The organism is Pseudomonas sp. McL0111 (genome assembly GCF_052567255.1).
The window spans coordinates 72,233-88,054 of record NZ_CP199585.1 but is presented as its reverse complement, the minus strand read 5'-3'; the positions used below and the strand labels follow the sequence as shown (position 1 = coordinate 88,054).

Sequence of the window (15,822 nt, the reverse complement as noted above, 5' to 3'; positions counted from 1 at the left end):
CAGCGGCTTAATCTGCAGTGACTCCGGCGCTGAACCTCGCGCCTTTTTATCACTGGCGATCCATTACAAAAACGGGAGCCCGCTCCATGGCTGAGATCCTTTCGCTGCACGACGCGGTGAAGCAATTCGTCAACGACGGCGATACCGTCGCGCTCGAAGGCTTCACTCACCTGATCCCTACGGCCGCAGGTCATGAAATCATTCGCCAGGGCAAGAAAGATCTGACGCTGGTGCGGATGACGCCTGACCTGATCTACGACCAACTGATCGGCGCTGGTTGTGCGCGCAAACTGATTTTCTCCTGGGGTGGTAATCCTGGCGTCGGTTCGCTGCACCGTCTGCGTGACGCCGTCGAGAAGCAATGGCCGCACGCACTGGAAATCGAAGAGCACAGCCACGCCGATCTGGCGAATGCCTACGTCGCTGGCGCCTCAGGCCTACCGTTCGCAGTGCTGCGCGCCTACGCCGGTTCTGACCTGCCGAAGGTCAATCCGCTGATCAAATCCGTCACCTGCCCATTCACCGGCGAAGTGCTGGCGGCGGTGCCGTCGGTGCGTCCCGACGTGACGGTGATCCACGCGCAGAAAGCCGACCGCCAAGGCAACGTGTTGCTGTGGGGCATTCTCGGCGTGCAGAAAGAAGCCGCACTGGCGGCCAAGCGCTGCATCGTCACGGTTGAAGAAATCGTAGACGACCTGAAAGCGCCGATGAACGCCTGCGTATTGCCGACCTGGGCCCTGAGCGCGGTTTGCCATGTGCCGGGTGGTGCGCATCCGTCCTACGCCCACGGTTACACCGAACGCGACAATCGTTTCTATCAGGCGTGGGACCCGATCGCCCGTGACCGTGAGACGTTTACCGCGTGGATCAACGAATACATCCATGGCTGCGCTGACTTCAGCGAGTTTCAGGCCAAGCTGGCTGCTGCTTCGGAGGCCAAGTAATGACTTACACCACCAATGAAATGATGACCGTCGCCGCCGCCCGCCGACTGAAGAACGGTTCGGTATGCTTCGTCGGCATCGGCCTGCCATCGAAAGCCGCGAACCTGGCGCGTCTGACGTCTTCGCCCGATGTGGTGCTGATCTACGAGTCGGGCCCGATTGGTGCCAAGCCAAGCGTGCTGCCGCTGTCCATCGGTGACGGCGAACTGGCGGAAACCGCCGACACGGTCGTTCCGACCGGTGAGATTTTTCGCTATTGGTTGCAGGGCGGACGCATCGACGTCGGTTTTCTCGGCGCCGCGCAGGTTGACCGCTTCGGCAACATCAACACCACCGTGGTCGGTGATTACTTCTCGCCGAAAGTACGTCTGCCGGGTGCCGGTGGCGCGCCGGAAATCGCTGGCTCGGCGAAAAGTGTGCTGATCATCCTTAAACAGTCGGCGCGCTCGTTTGTCGAGAAGCTCGATTTCATTACCTCGGTCGGGCACGGCGAGGGCGGTGATTCACGTAAACGTCTGGGCCTGCCGGGCGCCGGACCGGTCGGCATCATCACCGATTTGTGCACCATGGAACCCGAGGCCGGCACTCACGAATTCGTGGTCACCGCGCTGCACCCGGGCGTGACCCGCGAGCAAGTGATCGCCGCCACCGGTTGGGCGATTCGTTTTGCCGACAGCGTCGAGCAAACCGCCGAGCCAACCGACATCGAACTCACCGCGTTGCGTGACCTTGAAGCCCGCACCGCAGCCGCCCATGGCCAGGCACCGGGAGAAGCATGATGCGTGACGTGTATATCTGCGATGCGATCCGTACTCCGATCGGCCGTTTTGGCGGTGGTCTGGCGGCGGTGCGTGCCGATGATCTGGCCGCCGTGCCGATCAAGGCGCTGATGGCGCGCAATCCCTCGGTGGACTGGAGCGCTATCGATGAGGTGTTCCTCGGTTGCGCCAACCAGGCCGGCGAAGACAACCGCAACGTGGCACGCATGGCGCTGCTGTTGGCGGGGCTGCCGGAAAGCGTTCCTGGCGTAACCCTCAATCGTCTCTGCGCTTCGGGCATGGATGCCATCGGCACCGCATTCCGCGCAATTGCCAGCGGCGAGATGGAGCTGGCGATTGCCGGTGGCGTCGAATCGATGTCCCGTGCGCCGTTCGTGATGGGCAAGGCTGACGCGGCGTTTTCGCGCAACATGAAACTGGAAGACACCACCATCGGCTGGCGTTTCATCAACCCATTGATGAAGGCGCAGTACGGCGTCGATGCAATGCCGCAAACCGCCGACAACGTCGCCGATGACTATCAAGTGTCCCGCGCCGATCAGGACGCGTTCGCCCTGCGCAGTCAGCAGCGCACCGCCGCCGCGCAGGCCGCAGGTTATTTCGCCGAAGAAATCGTCGAAGTGCGGATCGCCAACAAGAAGGGCGAAACCGTGGTCAGCCAGGATGAACACCCTCGGGCCGACACCACGCTTGAAGCACTGAGCAAACTGAAACCGGTCAACGGCCCGGACAAGACTGTCACCGCCGGCAATGCCTCGGGCGTCAACGACGGCGCCGCCGCACTGATTCTCGCCTCCGCCGATGCGGTGAAAAAACACGGTCTGACTGCCCGCGCCAAAGTGCTCGGCATGGCCAGCGCCGGCGTGGCGCCGCGAGTCATGGGTATCGGCCCGGTGCCAGCGGTGCGCAAACTCATTGAGCGCCTCGGTGTGGCGGTCAGCGATTTTGATGTGATCGAACTCAACGAAGCGTTCGCCAGCCAAGGCTTGGCGGTACTGCGGGAACTGGGATTAGCGGACGACGCGCCGCAGGTCAACCCGAACGGCGGCGCAATTGCTCTCGGCCATCCGCTGGGCATGAGCGGTGCGCGTCTGGTACTGACCGCGCTGCATCAGCTGGAAAAGACTGGCGGCAAGAAAGGTCTGGCGACCATGTGCGTTGGTGTCGGCCAAGGTCTGGCCCTGGCCATCGAACGCGTCTGACGCAAGCCGTGACGAATAAGAACAGAGGAAAGCGAAATGACTGACAAGCCTGGTTACCGTCGCCCACAGGAAGGCACCCAGCCTGAGTATCTGCACCCGACGTATCAATCCACCAATCTGCGCTCGCCATCCAAGCCGTTGGTGTTTCTGCCGCATTCGCTGTCGGAAATCACCGGGCCGACCATCGGCGCCGAACGCGTTGCCGAGAAAGACAACGACCTGACGGCGCAGCATGAGGGCGAACCGCAGGGCGAGCGCATCATCATTCACGGCCGTGTGCTGGACGAAAACGGTCTGCCGGTGCCGGGAATTCTGGTGGAGATCTGGCAGGCCAATGCCGCCGGCCGCTACAACCACAAACGCGACCTGCACGACGCGCCGCTCGATCCGAACTTCACCGGCTCCGGCCGCACCGTGACCGACGCGGATGGCTGGTATCAATTCCAGACCATCAAGCCCGGCGCCTATCCGTGGGGCAACCACCACAATGCGTGGCGCCCGGCGCACATCCATTTTTCGCTGTTCGGGCCGAGCATCCTCACGCGGCTGGTGACGCAGATGTATTTTCCGGGTGATCCGCTGCTGGCTTACGACCCGATCTACAACTGCGTGCCGGACACTTCGGCCAAGGAACGCCTGATCGCCAGTTTCGATCTGGAAAAAACCATTCCGTCCTACGCCCTCGGTTATCGCTGGGACATCGTGCTGCGCGGCCGTGATGCCACGCCGATGGAGAAATAAGATGACGCTGACTGCGACCACGTCCCACACCGTCGGGCCGTACTACCACATCGGCCTGACCTGGCTGAACCGTGAAGACCTCACCGTCGAACAAACCCTCGGCGAGCGCGTGGCGATCACCGGGCAAGTGCTGGATGGCAACGGCGATGTCGTCAACGACGCGATGCTTGAAGTCTGGCAGGCCAATGCGGCCGGCAAGTACGACCATCCGGAAGACGAACAGGACAAACCGCTGGACCCGAACTTTGAAGGTTTCGGCCGGGTGCCGGTGGATGCCGAAGGGCGGTTTCGTTTCACCACGATCAAACCGGGTACGGTCGAAGGTTTGAAGGGGTCGACCCAGGCGCCGCATCTGGTGGTGCTGGTGTTTGCACGGGGCTTGGTCAAACACTTGCTGACGCGGATTTACTTTGAGGGCGACCCGGCGAACGTGAGTGATCCGCTGCTGGAATGTGTGCCCGCTGAACGCCGCCGTACGTTGCTGGCCAAGCAGGATGCGTCGGGTGTTTATCAGTGGAACGTGATTCTGCAGGGCACCGATGCCGAGACGGTGTTTTTCGATTACTGAAGAACATCCCAATCCCTGTAGGAGTGAGCCTGCTCGCGATGGCGGTGTGTCAGATTTAAATGGTCTGAATGACACACCGTCATCGCGAGCAGGCTCACTCCCACAAGGGAACTGTGTTGAAGATGTATCTGTGGAACGGGACTGTTGCGAAGTGTGTCTAGACTCTCACGGGTCCCCATCGAGTAAAAAACAATGACAACGACTACCGCTCATTACACCGGCGAAGAACGCAGCAAGCGGATCTTCGCCATTGTCGGCGCCTCGTCCGGCAACCTTGTCGAATGGTTCGACTTCTATGTCTACGCCTTTTGCGCGATCTATTTTGCCCCGGCGTTTTTCCCCTCCGACAACCCGACCGTGCAACTGGTCAACACGGCTGGCGTGTTCGCCGCCGGGTTCCTGATGCGGCCGATTGGCGGCTGGATTTTCGGTCGGATCGCCGACAAACACGGCCGCAAAAAATCCATGCTCATCTCGATTTTGATGATGTGTTTTGGTTCGTTGCTGATCGCCTGCCTGCCGACCTACAACAGCATTGGCGTCTGGGCGCCGATCCTGTTGCTGTTCGCGCGTCTGCTGCAAGGCCTGTCGGTCGGCGGCGAATACGGCGCCACTGCCACATACATGAGCGAAGTCGCCCTTAAAGGCCAGCGCGGATTTTTCGCCTCGTTTCAGTACGTGACCCTGATCGGCGGGCAACTGCTGGCGGTGTCGCTGGTGGTGGTCCTGCAGCAGTTCCTCACCGAAGACGATCTGCGCGCCTACGGCTGGCGGATTCCATTTGTAGTGGGTGCAATTGCCGCGGTGATTTCGCTGTTCCTGCGTCGCTCGCTAAAAGAAACCACCAACAAGGAAACCCGCGAACACAAAGATGCCGGCAGCATTCGTGCACTGTTCCGCGATCACAAAGCCGCATTCATCACCGTGCTCGGCTACACCGCTGGTGGTTCGCTGATTTTTTACACCTTCACCACTTACATGCAGAAATACCTGGTGAACACTGCCGGCATGCACGCCAAGACCGCCAGCTACATCATGACCGGCGCGCTCTTTCTTTATATGTGCATGCAACCGTTGTTCGGCATGTTGGCGGACAAGATCGGCCGACGTAACTCGATGCTCTGGTTCGGCGCGTTGGGTACGCTGTTCACTGTGCCGATTCTGCTCAGCCTGAAAAGCGTCAGCAGTCCGTTTCTGGCATTTGTGTTGATCACCGTGGCTCTGGCGATTGTCAGTTTCTACACCTCAATCAGCGGTCTGGTGAAAGCCGAAATGTTCCCGCCGGAAGTCCGCGCCCTCGGCGTTGGTCTGGCCTACGCGGTGGCCAACGCAATCTTCGGTGGTTCGGCCGAGTTCGTCGCTCTGAGCTTGAAGAACATCGGCATGGAGAACTCCTTCTACTGGTACGTCACGGCGATGATGGCGATAGCATTCCTGTTCAGCCTGCGCTTGCCGAAGCAAGCGGCGTATTTGCACCACGATCTCTAAACCGATGCGCGCGGGCCAACTCGGCCCGCGCCGGCAAGGACTGTTTATGACTGAGCGACCGGGCAATCAATTGTTCGATGCCTACTTCACTGCCCGCGATATGCGCGAGGTGTTCTGCGATCAGGGCCGGGTGCAGGCGATGCTCGATTTCGAGTCGGCGCTGGCACGGGCCGAAGCGCGGGTCGGGTTGATTCCGGCAAGTGCGGTCGCGCCGATTGCGGCAGCGTGCAATGCCGGTCTGTATGACTTTGCGGCGCTGGGCGAGGCGATTGCCACGGCGGGCAATTCGGCGATTCCGCTGGTCAAGGCGTTGGGCAAGCAGATTGCCGCAACGGATGCCGAGGCCGAGCGTTATGTGCACTTGGGCGCTACCAGTCAGGACGTGATGGATTCCGGGCTGGTGCTGCAATTGCGGCAGGCGTTGGCGCTGATCGAAAACGATCTGGCACAACTGGCCGATTCACTGGCTGTTCAGGCTCAGCGGTATGCGGCGACACCACTGGCCGGGCGCACCTGGCTACAACACGCAACGCCAGTAACCCTCGGCATGAAGATCGCCGGATGGCTCGGCGCCGTGACCCGCAGTCGCCAGCGTCTACGCGAACTCAAGCCACGTTTGCTGGTGCTGCAATTCGGCGGCGCTTCCGGAACGTTAGCGGCGTTGGGCGAACAAGCATTGCCGATTGCCAAAGCGTTGGCCGAAGAACTACAACTGAGCCTGCCGGAACAACCGTGGCACACCCAGCGTGATCGCATCGTCGAGTTTGGCGCGGTGCTCGGCCTGATCGCCGGCAGCCTCGGCAAGTTTGGGCGTGACATCAGCCTGTTGATGCAGACCGAAGCCGCCGAGGTGTTCGAACCTTCGGCACCGGGCAAGGGCGGTTCTTCGACCATGCCACACAAGCGCAATCCGGTCGGCGCGGCGGTGCTGATCGGCGCGGCGACTCGGGTGCCGGGGCTGGTTTCGACGTTGTTCAGTGCGATGCCGCAAGAGCACGAACGCAGCCTCGGTTTGTGGCATGCGGAATGGGAAACCCTGCCGGAAATCTGCTGCCTGGTTTCGGGCTCACTGCAACAGGCGCGATTGCTGGCCGACGGGCTGGAAGTCGATGCCGCACGCATGGCACGCAATCTCGAACTGACTCAAGGGCTGGTGCTGGCCGAAGCGGTGAGCATCGTCCTCGCGCAACGGGTCGGTCGCGACACGGCGCATCATTTGCTCGAACAATGCTGCAAACGCGCGGTGGCCGAACAACGGCATCTGCGCGCCGTGCTCGGTGACGAGCCGCAAGTGACCGCCGAACTCAGCGGCGCTGAACTGGATCATCTGCTCAATCCCGCGCATTACCTCGGTCAGGCCAAAGTCTGGGTCGAGCGTGCGGTGGCTGAACACAACGCATTGACTGTCTGAAGGAGAGGGCTGTGGCTTTCGTTCAACTCGCCGATGGCGAACTGCATTACCAGATTGAAGGGCCGGTCGATGCGCCCGTGCTGGTGCTGTCCAACTCGCTGGGCACCGACCTGCACATGTGGGATGCGCAGATGTCGGCATTCACCGAACATTTCCGCGTGCTGCGTTTCGACACTCGCGGTCACGGTCAATCGCTGGTGACGCCGGGGCCGTACAGCATCGAGCAACTGGGGCGTGACGTGCTGGCGCTGCTGGATGCGTTGCATATCGAGCGTGCGCACTTTTGCGGTCTGTCGATGGGCGGGTTGATCGGCCAATGGCTGGGGATCAATGCCGGTGAGCGTTTGCACAAGCTGATCGTGTGCAATACCGCCGCGAAAATCGGTGATCCATCGATATGGAATCCACGGATCGAAACCGTGCTGCGTGACGGCGCGGCAGCGATGGTCGCGTTGCGCGATGCCTCGATTGCCCGCTGGTTTACCCCGGACTTCGCGGCGGCCAATCCGGCAGCGGCCAAGCAGATTACCGACATGCTCGCGGCCACTTCCCCCGAAGGTTATGCAGCCAATTGCGCAGCGGTGCGCGATGCCGATTTTCGCCAGCAACTGGCATCGATCAAGGTGCCGTTGCTGGTGATCGCCGGTTCTGAAGATGCAGTGACGCCGCCGTCTGGCGGTCAGTTCATTCAGGCGCATGTGCGCGGCGCCGAGTACGCCGAGTTCTATGCCGCGCACCTTTCCAACGTGCAGGCCGGGGCTGATTTCAGCGACCGTGTGTTGACGTTTCTGCGGGCCAATTGAGGAAGATTTTGTGGACGAGAAACAACGTTACGACGAAGGCCTGCAAGTGCGCCGCGCGGTGTTGGGTGATGCTCACGTCGATCGCAGTCTGAATGCGCTGACCGAGTTCAATTCGGAGTTTCAGGAGATGATCACCCGTCATGCCTGGGGCGATATCTGGACACGCCCGGGGCTGCCTAGGCATACCCGCAGTCTGATCACCATTGCCATGCTGATCGGGATGAACCGTGAGGCTGAGCTGAAACTGCATTTACGCGCGGCGGCCAATAATGGCGTGAGCCGTGGCGAGATCAAGGAAGTGATCATGCAGAGCGCGATCTACTGCGGGATTCCGGCGGCGAATGCGACGTTTCATCTGGCGGAATCGGTTTGGGATGAGCTGGGTGTCGAATCCCGGGAATGATGGTGCCTGAATAGACGCCATCGCGAGCAGGCTCACTCCTACAGTTGACCGCATTCCTATGTAGGAGTGAGCCTGCTCGCGATAGCGGTAGTCGCCGTAATGCATCACACCTTGGCGACAATGAATATCCGCTTGAACGGAAACAACGTGTGCCCGTTTCCCTCCTGCGGATAATGCGCGTGCACCCGCATCAGGTAGTGATAAATGAAGCGCGCCTGTTCCGCACTATCAAGCGCCTGCATCACCGGCCGTAGCGCCGAGACCTTGACCCAGTCATACACCGGCGATTTGCCGTCAACAACCTGCAATTGCTCGGTTTCCCAGATGTCCAGCGACTCGGTCAACGGCGCGAGCAGGCGGTAATAATCTTCCAGCGACAACAACGGTCGCGCGGCCATGCGCTGGCGCAGTTGCGCCGTACCCAAAGGTCTGCCGCCGACCCCATCCTCGTTAAGCGCGTCGAGCATCAATCGATACCACGGCGCATCACGCCAGTCCGGCATGTGCGCGGCCAGACAGCCACCCGGATTCAGATGGCCGAGCAGGCTCGGCAGCAATTGTTGGTGACCATCGATGAAGTGCAGCACGGCAGCGGCTAGCAACAGATCTGCTGGTTGCTCGGGCCGCCAGTCGATCAAATCGCACTGCGTCCATGACGCCTTGATCGGCAAACAGCGCGCTTCATCGAGCATTTGTGCCGAGCTGTCGATGCCGCGCAATTGCGCACGCGGCCAGCGCTTGGCCAATAGTTGCGTGGCGATGCCGGTGCCGCAGCCGAGGTCATAAATGCGTTTGGGGTTATCCAGGTCAACGCGGTCGAGCAGTTCGTTGACCGGTTGTTGCCTGAGGCGGGAAAACTGCTGGTACGCCTTGGCGTCCCATTGGGTGTTGGGGAGCTGGGTGATCATGAGGTGGTCCTCTGGTGATCAACTGTGTCTTCCGATGACAGCCTGGCTCAAGTCCTGGGGGGACCAACATCAACAGATAGCGGAAGCGGGTAGGGTGTGGCGCCTGAGTCCTTCAGGTTTTCTCACTCTACTCAACGGCCAGCAAAGCGCCAGCCTGCCTGACGGATGGCGTAGACCCCTTGTAGGAGTGAGCCTGCTCGCGATAGCGGTGGTTCAGCCACCATTGATGCTGACAGAACCACCGCTATCGCGAGCAGGCTCACTCCTACAGGGGAGATGGTGGTTACAAGAGGCTGATCGGGTAGCTGACGATCAAGCGGTTTTCGTCGAACTCGTTGTTGCTGAAATCCCGACGCATGGTCGAGTTGCGCCATCTGAAGTTGAGGTCGCGCAAAGTGCCGCTCTGCACGGTGTAGCCCAGTTCCGATTCGCGGCCCCATTCCTTGCCGTCGGTGATGGTGCCGGTGTGTACGTTGTCGCCGCTGATATAGCGGTTCATCAGGGTCAGGCCGGGAATGCCGAGGGCGGCGAAGTTGTAGTCGTGGCGCACTTGCCAGGAACGTTCCTGAGCGTTGTCGTAACTGGCGTTGTAGCTGTCGTTGGCCAGCGTTCCGCCGCTGGTGCCATTGACCCGCATCCAGGCGCTGTCGCCCGTCAGCTTCTGCAAACCGACGTAGAAGGTGTTGCCGCCGTACTTGGCCGAGAACAGGCCCGACCAGGTCTTGTTGTCCAGATCGCCGGCACGGGCGCTGCCGTCATCCTTGCCGTAGAAAAATCCGAGGTTGGCGCCGAGGGTCCAGTCGCCGAGAGGCTGGCTGTGGATCAGATTGACGTATTGCTGGCTGTAGATGTCCTTGAGTTCGGCGTTCCACAGACCGATCTGCGTACGCTTGTCGTTGAACGCGTATTCGCCGCCCTGAAAGTTGAAGCGGTCGGAGGTGAACGCGGCTTTGCCGAACATCGACATGTCGCTCATGCTGCTGTCATCACGCGGGCTGTTGGCGCGGAACTGGCCACCGTAGAGGGTCAGGCCGTCGATTTCCTTTGAGGTGATCTGGCCGCCACGGAAGGTTTGCGGCAGCGAGCGGCCGTCATCCGAACGCAGGATTGGCAGCACCGGCATCCACTCACCGACCTTGATTTCGGTTTGCGACAGCTTGGCCTTGAACGCGACGTTTGTGCGGCCAAAGTTGTCCGCCGGGCGCCCGTCGTGATCCAGCGGCAGCAGTTGTGTACCTCCGGTGCCTTTGCCGCCATCAAGCTTCACCGAGTACAGGCCCAACACGTCCATGCCGAAACCAACGGTGCCTTGGGTGAAACCTGATTTGGCGTCGAGGATGAAGCTTTGTGTCCACTCTTCAGCCTTGCCCTGCGCTTTGGTAGGGTTGGTGAAGTTGCGATTGATGTAGAAGTTGCGCAGGTTGAGGTTGGCCTTGGCACCTTCAACAAAGCCTGCTTCTTCGGCCGCGACGGGCAGGGCGGCGCCAGCCAGTGCCAGGGCGATCAGACCGGGAAGTGCGTAAGGCGCAGTGGAGGTTGTCATGGGCTCGGGTCTCTCTTGTTTTTTTAAGGCGAACGGGTGTGCTGCCGCCGTTTTCGGGGTGCAGACATCTAAAAATGTTCAGGGGTGAAACGGAGGAAATCAGCCGGACGGGGCGGGGCGCGGGAGCATGATGTCGAACCTGTTGTTATTGGTTTTGTGGGACGAATGGTGCGGGGCGTAGATGTATGGATTCAATCGGTGAAAGCGGGTTTTGGGCGATTATCGAACGCAAGATGCAGCCGGGTTTTGTGTCGAGTGACAGGGCCTCATCGCTGGCAGGCCAGCTCCCACAGTGTCCTGCGGTGTACGCAAAACCTGTGGGAGCTGGCTTGCCAGCGATGAGGCCAGTCCAGGCAACACAACTTTCCCAAGGACAACAAAAAGCCCGCCAATTGGCGGGCTCCTTGTCATCACCGGATGATCAGAAAAACTTCATCTTCGGTGCTTCTTCTTTCAGCGGTTCGTTCTGCGCAGTCTGTGCATTCCAGCCGCCACCCAGTGCCTTGTACAGGTTGACCGCACTGGCCAACTGCGCGAGGCGGTCGGTGATCAGCACCTGTTGGGCGCTGAACAACTGACGCTGGGCGTCGAGGAAGGTCAGGTTGCTGTCGACCCCGATGCGATAACGACGCTCGGCCAGACGGTAGTAGTCCTGGTTGGCCGCGACGAAGTCACGTTGCGCCTTTAACTGCTCGGTGTAGGTCTGGCGTGCGGCCAGGCCGTCGGCGACTTCCTGGAAGCCGGTTTGAATGGCTTTCTCGTAGTTCGCCACGCCGATGTCCTTCTGGATTTCGGCGGCGTCGAGGCTGGCGCGCAGGCTGCCTGCGTTGAAGATCGGCAGGTTGATCTGCGGCGAGAACAACCAGGTCCCCGAACCACCCTTGAACAGACCGGACAGATCCGGGCTCAGCGAACCGGCGTTGGCCGTCAGGCTGATGCTCGGGAAGAACGCTGCACGTGCCGCGCCGATGTTGGCGTTGGCCGCTTTCAGGTTGTACTCGGCTTGCAGGATGTCCGGACGACGTTGCAGCAGGTCCGATGGCAGACCGGCCGGAACGTCGCTGAGCAGATCATCCGACAGCGGTTTGGCCGCTTGCAGATTGGCCGGGATACCGGTGCCGAGCAGCAGGGTCAGGCCGTTTTCATCCTGAGCCACCTGACGGGTGTACTTGGCCAGTTGCGCCCGGGCGTTTTCCACCGAGGTACGCGACTGCGCCAGATCCAGTGCCGAAGCCACACCGACTTCGTTGCTGCGAGAAGTCAGCTTGTAGCTTTCTTCGAAGGCACCGAGGGTGTCTTGAGTCAGCTTCAGCAGTTCCTTGTCGGCCTGCCAGGTCAGGTAGGCGTTGGCCACGTTGGCCACCAGACTGATCTGGGTGCTGCGACGCGCTTCTTCAGTGGCGAAGTATTGTTGCAGCGCTTGTTCGCTCAGGCTGCGAACCCGACCGAACAGGTCGAGTTCGTAGGCGCTGATGCCGACGGTCGCGGAGTAGGAGCTGGTGATCGTTGAATCACCGGTCTGCGAAGCACGTGCCGGCACCCGCTGGCGGCTGCCAGTGGCGTTCGCCGAAACAGCCGGGAACAGATCGGCACGCTGGATGCGGTATTGAGCCGCGTAGGCGTCGATGTTCAGCGCCGCGACACGCAGGTCGCGGTTGTTTTCCAGGGACACCTGGATCAGCTGTTGCAGGGCCGGGTCATGGAAAAACTGCTTCCAGCCTTGTTCGGCAGCCGCTTGCGCCGGAGCCTGGGCCGGCGAGTACGCCGGGCCCTGCGGGTATTGGCCCGCGACCGGTGCTTCTGGCTGCTGATAGTCAGGTATCAGCGAGCAACCGCTCAGCACGAAGGCCGCGACTGCGATGGAGAGTAGCGACTTGCTCATTGGCCAGCCTCTTTAGGAGTTTCTTTAGCGTCGTCTTCCTGGTCGGTATTTTTGCGCTGACCGATGGACGAAACCGTGACGAAGAACAGTGGGACCCAGAAGATCGCCAGGATTGTGGCCGTGAGCATACCGCCAATCACGCCAGTACCGATCGCATGTTGACTGCCTGAACCGGCGCCAGTGGAGATCGCCAACGGTACAACACCGAGGACGAACGCCAGCGAGGTCATGATGATCGGTCGCAGACGCATGCGGCAGGCTTCAATTGCGGCATCGCGCAGGCTGCGTCCTTGTTCATGCAGTTCCTTGGCGAATTCGACGATCAGAATGGCGTTTTTAGCCGCCAGACCGATAGTCGTCAACAGGCCCACCTGGAAGTACACGTCGTTGGACAGACCGCGCAGGCTGGTGGCCAGCAGCGCACCGATGATCCCCAGCGGTACCACGAGCATGACCGCGATCGGAATCGACCAGCTTTCATACAACGCCGCCAGACACAGGAACACCATCAGCAGCGACAGGGCGTACAGCGCTGGCGCTTGCGAGCCAGACAGACGTTCCTCGTAGGACAGACCGGTCCAGGAGATACCGACACCGGCCGGCAGCTTCTTGGCAATCGCTTCGACTTCGGCCATCGCGTCACCGGTGGAATAACCCGGCGCCGGAGAACCAAGGATTTCCATCGCTTCGACGCCGTTGTAACGGGCCAGTTTCGGCGAACCGTAGATCCACTCACCCTTGGCGAATGCGGAGAACGGCACCATGGTCCCGGCGCTGTTACGCACGTACCACTTCTTCATGTCTTCAGGGCTCATGCGAGCACCGGCCTGACCTTGCACGTAAACCTTCTTCACCCGACCACGGTCGATGAAGTCGTTGACGTAGCTACTACCGAAGGAGATCGACAGGGTGCTGTTGATGTCGGAAATGCTCACGCCGAGGGCGCGGGCTTTCGCATCGTCGATTTCCAGGTGGTATTGCGGCTCGTCGTTCAGACCGTTCGGACGTACCTGGTAGAGCACCTTGCTCTGCGCAGCCATGCCGAGGAACTGGTTACGGGCTTCCATCAACTTGTCGTGACCGATACCGGCGCGATCCTGCAGGAACACGTCGAAACCGGTGGCGTTACCCAATTCCAGTACCGCTGGCGGGGCGAAGGCAAACACCATCGCATCGCGGAAGGTGAAGAAGTGTTGCTGGGCACGCTGAGCGAGGGCGAACACGCTGTTGCTGGCGTCACGCTCGCCCCACGGTTTGAGCATGATGAATGCCAGACCGGAGCTTTGACCACGACCGGCGAAGTTGAAGCCGTTCACGGTGAACACCGAAGCGACCGCACCGGATTCTTTCTCCAGCAGGTAGGAACGCATTTCGTCGATCACGACTTGAGTACGTTCGGCACTGGAACCGGCAGGTGTCTGTACCTGAGCGAACAGTACGCCCTGGTCTTCTTCCGGCAGGAACGCGGTCGGAATGCGGGTGAACAGCCAGATCATGCCAACCACGATCAGCAGGTACGCCAGCAGGTACGGCGCCTTGCGCTGCAACATGTTGCCGACGCCGCGCTCGTAGCTGCGAACGCCACGGTCGAAGTTGCGGTTGAACCAGCCGAAGAAACCTTTTTTCGGTGTGCCGTGCTCGCCTTTCGGAATCGCCTTGAGCATGGTGGCGCACAGCGCCGGGGTGAAGATCAGCGCGACCATTACCGAGAGGGCCATGGCCGAAACGATGGTGATCGAGAACTGCTTGTAGATCACACCGGTAGAGCCGCTGAAGAACGCCATCGGCAGGAGTACCGCCGACAGAACCAGTGCGATACCGACCAGTGCGCCCTGGATCTGGCCCATGGACTTTTTGGTCGCTTCCTTCGGTGACAAGCCTTCTTCGCTCATCACCCGTTCGACGTTTTCCACCACAACGATGGCGTCATCCACCAGCAAGCCGATGGCCAGCACCATACCGAACATGGTCAGGGTGTTGATGCTGAAACCGAACGCCGCGAGGATGCCGAACGTACCGAGCAACACCACCGGCACAGTCATCGTGGTGATGACGGTGGCGCGGAAGTTTTGCAGGAACAGGAACATCACCAGGAACACCAGCACGATCGCTTCGACCAGGGTTTCAACCACACCCTTGATCGATTCGGTCACCACTGGCGTGGTGTCGTACGGGAACACCACTTCCATGCCTTCCGGGAAGAACGGCTTGAGCTCGTCAATCGTCTTGCGCAGGGCTTTGGCGGTGTCGAGGGCGTTGGCGCCGTTGGCCAGTTTCACTGCCAGACCGGAAGACGGTTTGCCGTTGAACTGTGCCGAAATAGTGGAGTTTTCACCACCCAGACCGACATCGGCAACATCACCGATACGGACTTGTGAGCCGTCCTGATTGACCTTCAGCAAAATCGCCTTGAACTGCTCGGCAGTCTGCAGACGGGTCTTGCCGATGATCGTGGCGTTCAGTTGCTGGCCAGGCAGCGCCGGCAAGCCACCGAGTTGACCGGAAGACACCTGAACGTTCTGTGCCGAGATCGCGGTGCTGACGTCGGCCGGGGTCAGGTTGTACTTGTTCAACTTGGCCGGATCGAGCCAGATACGCATCGCATACTGGGCGCCGAAGACCTGGAAGTCACCGACACCGGCGGTCCGCGAGATCGGGTCCTGCATGTTCGACACGATGTAGTTGGACAGGTCGTCCTTGGTCATGCTGCCGTCACGCGATACCACGCCGATCACCAACAGGAAGTTTTTCACTGCCTTGGTGACACGGATACCTTGTTGCTGCACTTCCTGCGGCAACAGCGGTGTGGCCAGGTTCAGCTTGTTCTGAACCTGAACCTGCGCGGTGTCGGAGTTGGTGCCTTGCTCGAAGGTCGCGGTGATGGTCATGCTGCCGTCGGAGTTACTTTCCGAGGATACATAACGCAGGTTGTCGATACCGTTGAGCTGTTGCTCGATCACCTGAACCACGGTGTCCTGCACGGTTTGCGCCGAAGCGCCCGGGTAGGTCACGGAGATCGCAATGGCCGGTGGCGCAATGCTCGGGTACTGGTTGATCGGCAATTTCAGGATCGAGAGTGCCCCGACCAGCATGATCACCAGGGCAATTACCCAGGCGAAAATCGGACGGTCGATGAAGAATTTTGACATG

General features: G+C 60.4%; 13 protein-coding genes. 9 read left to right on the top strand and 4 right to left on the bottom strand.

What is annotated here, in order from left to right; translation table 11 throughout:
* Positions 1–86 precede the first annotated feature (86 nt).
* The 9 genes from ACTWLJ_RS00475 to pcaC all read left to right on the top strand — a co-directional run bounded on the left by ACTWLJ_RS00475 (position 87) and on the right by pcaC (position 8,339).
* Positions 87–944, top strand: a complete 858-nt coding sequence (locus tag ACTWLJ_RS00475) for a CoA transferase subunit A (RefSeq protein ID WP_445179483.1) — start codon at positions 87–89, stop codon at positions 942–944.
* Positions 944–1,723 carry a CoA-transferase subunit beta gene (locus tag ACTWLJ_RS00470; protein ID WP_445179482.1) on the top strand — a complete coding sequence of 260 codons (780 nt, stop codon included), beginning with the start codon at positions 944–946 and terminating at the stop codon, positions 1,721–1,723. Before ACTWLJ_RS00475 ends, ACTWLJ_RS00470 begins: the two co-directional genes overlap by 1 nt.
* Positions 1,720–2,925 (top strand): 3-oxoadipyl-CoA thiolase, encoded by a 1,206-nt coding sequence (gene pcaF, locus ACTWLJ_RS00465; RefSeq protein ID WP_445179481.1) that lies wholly within the window; start codon positions 1,720–1,722, stop codon positions 2,923–2,925. Before ACTWLJ_RS00470 ends, pcaF begins: the two co-directional genes overlap by 4 nt.
* A 36-nt stretch (positions 2,926–2,961) precedes the next feature.
* A complete protein-coding gene (gene pcaH / locus ACTWLJ_RS00460) occupies positions 2,962–3,666 on the top strand; it encodes a protocatechuate 3,4-dioxygenase subunit beta (protein WP_445179480.1) in 705 nt (234 codons plus the stop codon).
* Between the two features lies 1 nt (position 3,667).
* Positions 3,668–4,234 (top strand): protocatechuate 3,4-dioxygenase subunit alpha, encoded by a 567-nt coding sequence (gene pcaG / locus ACTWLJ_RS00455; RefSeq protein WP_445179479.1) that lies wholly within the window; start codon positions 3,668–3,670, stop codon positions 4,232–4,234.
* Positions 4,235–4,426: 192 nt separating this feature from the next.
* Positions 4,427–5,722 carry an MFS family transporter gene (locus tag ACTWLJ_RS00450; protein ID WP_401215811.1) on the top strand — a complete coding sequence of 432 codons (1,296 nt, stop codon included), beginning with the start codon at positions 4,427–4,429 and terminating at the stop codon, positions 5,720–5,722.
* A 46-nt stretch (positions 5,723–5,768) separates the two neighbouring features.
* Positions 5,769–7,133 (top strand): 3-carboxy-cis,cis-muconate cycloisomerase, encoded by a 1,365-nt coding sequence (locus ACTWLJ_RS00445; RefSeq protein WP_445179478.1) that lies wholly within the window; start codon positions 5,769–5,771, stop codon positions 7,131–7,133.
* Positions 7,134–7,144: 11 nt separating this feature from the next.
* Complete coding sequence (gene pcaD / locus ACTWLJ_RS00440) at positions 7,145–7,936, top strand: 3-oxoadipate enol-lactonase (protein WP_445179477.1); 792 nt, start codon at positions 7,145–7,147, stop codon at positions 7,934–7,936.
* 10 nt (positions 7,937–7,946) lie between these two features.
* Positions 7,947–8,339, top strand: a complete 393-nt coding sequence (pcaC, locus tag ACTWLJ_RS00435) for a 4-carboxymuconolactone decarboxylase (protein WP_003222417.1) — start codon at positions 7,947–7,949, stop codon at positions 8,337–8,339.
* 104 nt (positions 8,340–8,443) lie between these two features.
* On the opposite strand, the gene ACTWLJ_RS00430 is transcribed toward pcaC, so the two are convergent.
* The 4 genes from ACTWLJ_RS00430 to emhB all read right to left on the bottom strand — a co-directional run bounded on the left by ACTWLJ_RS00430 (position 8,444) and on the right by emhB (position 15,821).
* Positions 8,444–9,247 (bottom strand): methyltransferase domain-containing protein, encoded by an 804-nt coding sequence (locus ACTWLJ_RS00430; RefSeq protein WP_445179476.1) that lies wholly within the window; start codon positions 9,245–9,247, stop codon positions 8,444–8,446.
* 283 nt (positions 9,248–9,530) lie between these two features.
* Positions 9,531–10,790 (bottom strand): OprD family porin, encoded by a 1,260-nt coding sequence (locus ACTWLJ_RS00425; RefSeq protein ID WP_445179475.1) that lies wholly within the window; start codon positions 10,788–10,790, stop codon positions 9,531–9,533.
* Between the two features lie 421 nt (positions 10,791–11,211).
* Positions 11,212–12,672, bottom strand: a complete 1,461-nt coding sequence (gene emhC / locus ACTWLJ_RS00420; protein WP_401215803.1) for an efflux RND transporter outer membrane subunit EmhC — start codon at positions 12,670–12,672, stop codon at positions 11,212–11,214.
* Positions 12,669–15,821 (bottom strand): efflux RND transporter permease subunit EmhB, encoded by a 3,153-nt coding sequence (emhB, locus tag ACTWLJ_RS00415; protein ID WP_445179474.1) that lies wholly within the window; start codon positions 15,819–15,821, stop codon positions 12,669–12,671. The genes emhC and emhB overlap by 4 nt, the downstream gene beginning before the upstream one ends.
* Position 15,822 lies beyond the last annotated feature (1 nt).

Coding starts and splice junctions, on each gene's coding strand:
- ACTWLJ_RS00475 (WP_445179483.1), top strand. CDS start 87: ATGGCTGAGATCCTTTCGCTGCACGACGCGGTGAAGCAATTCGTCAAC.
- ACTWLJ_RS00470 (WP_445179482.1), top strand. CDS start 944: ATGACTTACACCACCAATGAAATGATGACCGTCGCCGCCGCCCGCCGA.
- pcaF (WP_445179481.1), top strand. CDS start 1,720: ATGATGCGTGACGTGTATATCTGCGATGCGATCCGTACTCCGATCGGC.
- pcaH (WP_445179480.1), top strand. CDS start 2,962: ATGACTGACAAGCCTGGTTACCGTCGCCCACAGGAAGGCACCCAGCCT.
- pcaG (WP_445179479.1), top strand. CDS start 3,668: ATGACGCTGACTGCGACCACGTCCCACACCGTCGGGCCGTACTACCAC.
- ACTWLJ_RS00450 (WP_401215811.1), top strand. CDS start 4,427: ATGACAACGACTACCGCTCATTACACCGGCGAAGAACGCAGCAAGCGG.
- ACTWLJ_RS00445 (WP_445179478.1), top strand. CDS start 5,769: ATGACTGAGCGACCGGGCAATCAATTGTTCGATGCCTACTTCACTGCC.
- ACTWLJ_RS00430 (WP_445179476.1), bottom strand. CDS start 9,247: ATGATCACCCAGCTCCCCAACACCCAATGGGACGCCAAGGCGTACCAG.
- ACTWLJ_RS00425 (WP_445179475.1), bottom strand. CDS start 10,790: ATGACAACCTCCACTGCGCCTTACGCACTTCCCGGTCTGATCGCCCTG.
- emhC (WP_401215803.1), bottom strand. CDS start 12,672: ATGAGCAAGTCGCTACTCTCCATCGCAGTCGCGGCCTTCGTGCTGAGC.
- emhB (WP_445179474.1), bottom strand. CDS start 15,821: ATGTCAAAATTCTTCATCGACCGTCCGATTTTCGCCTGGGTAATTGCC.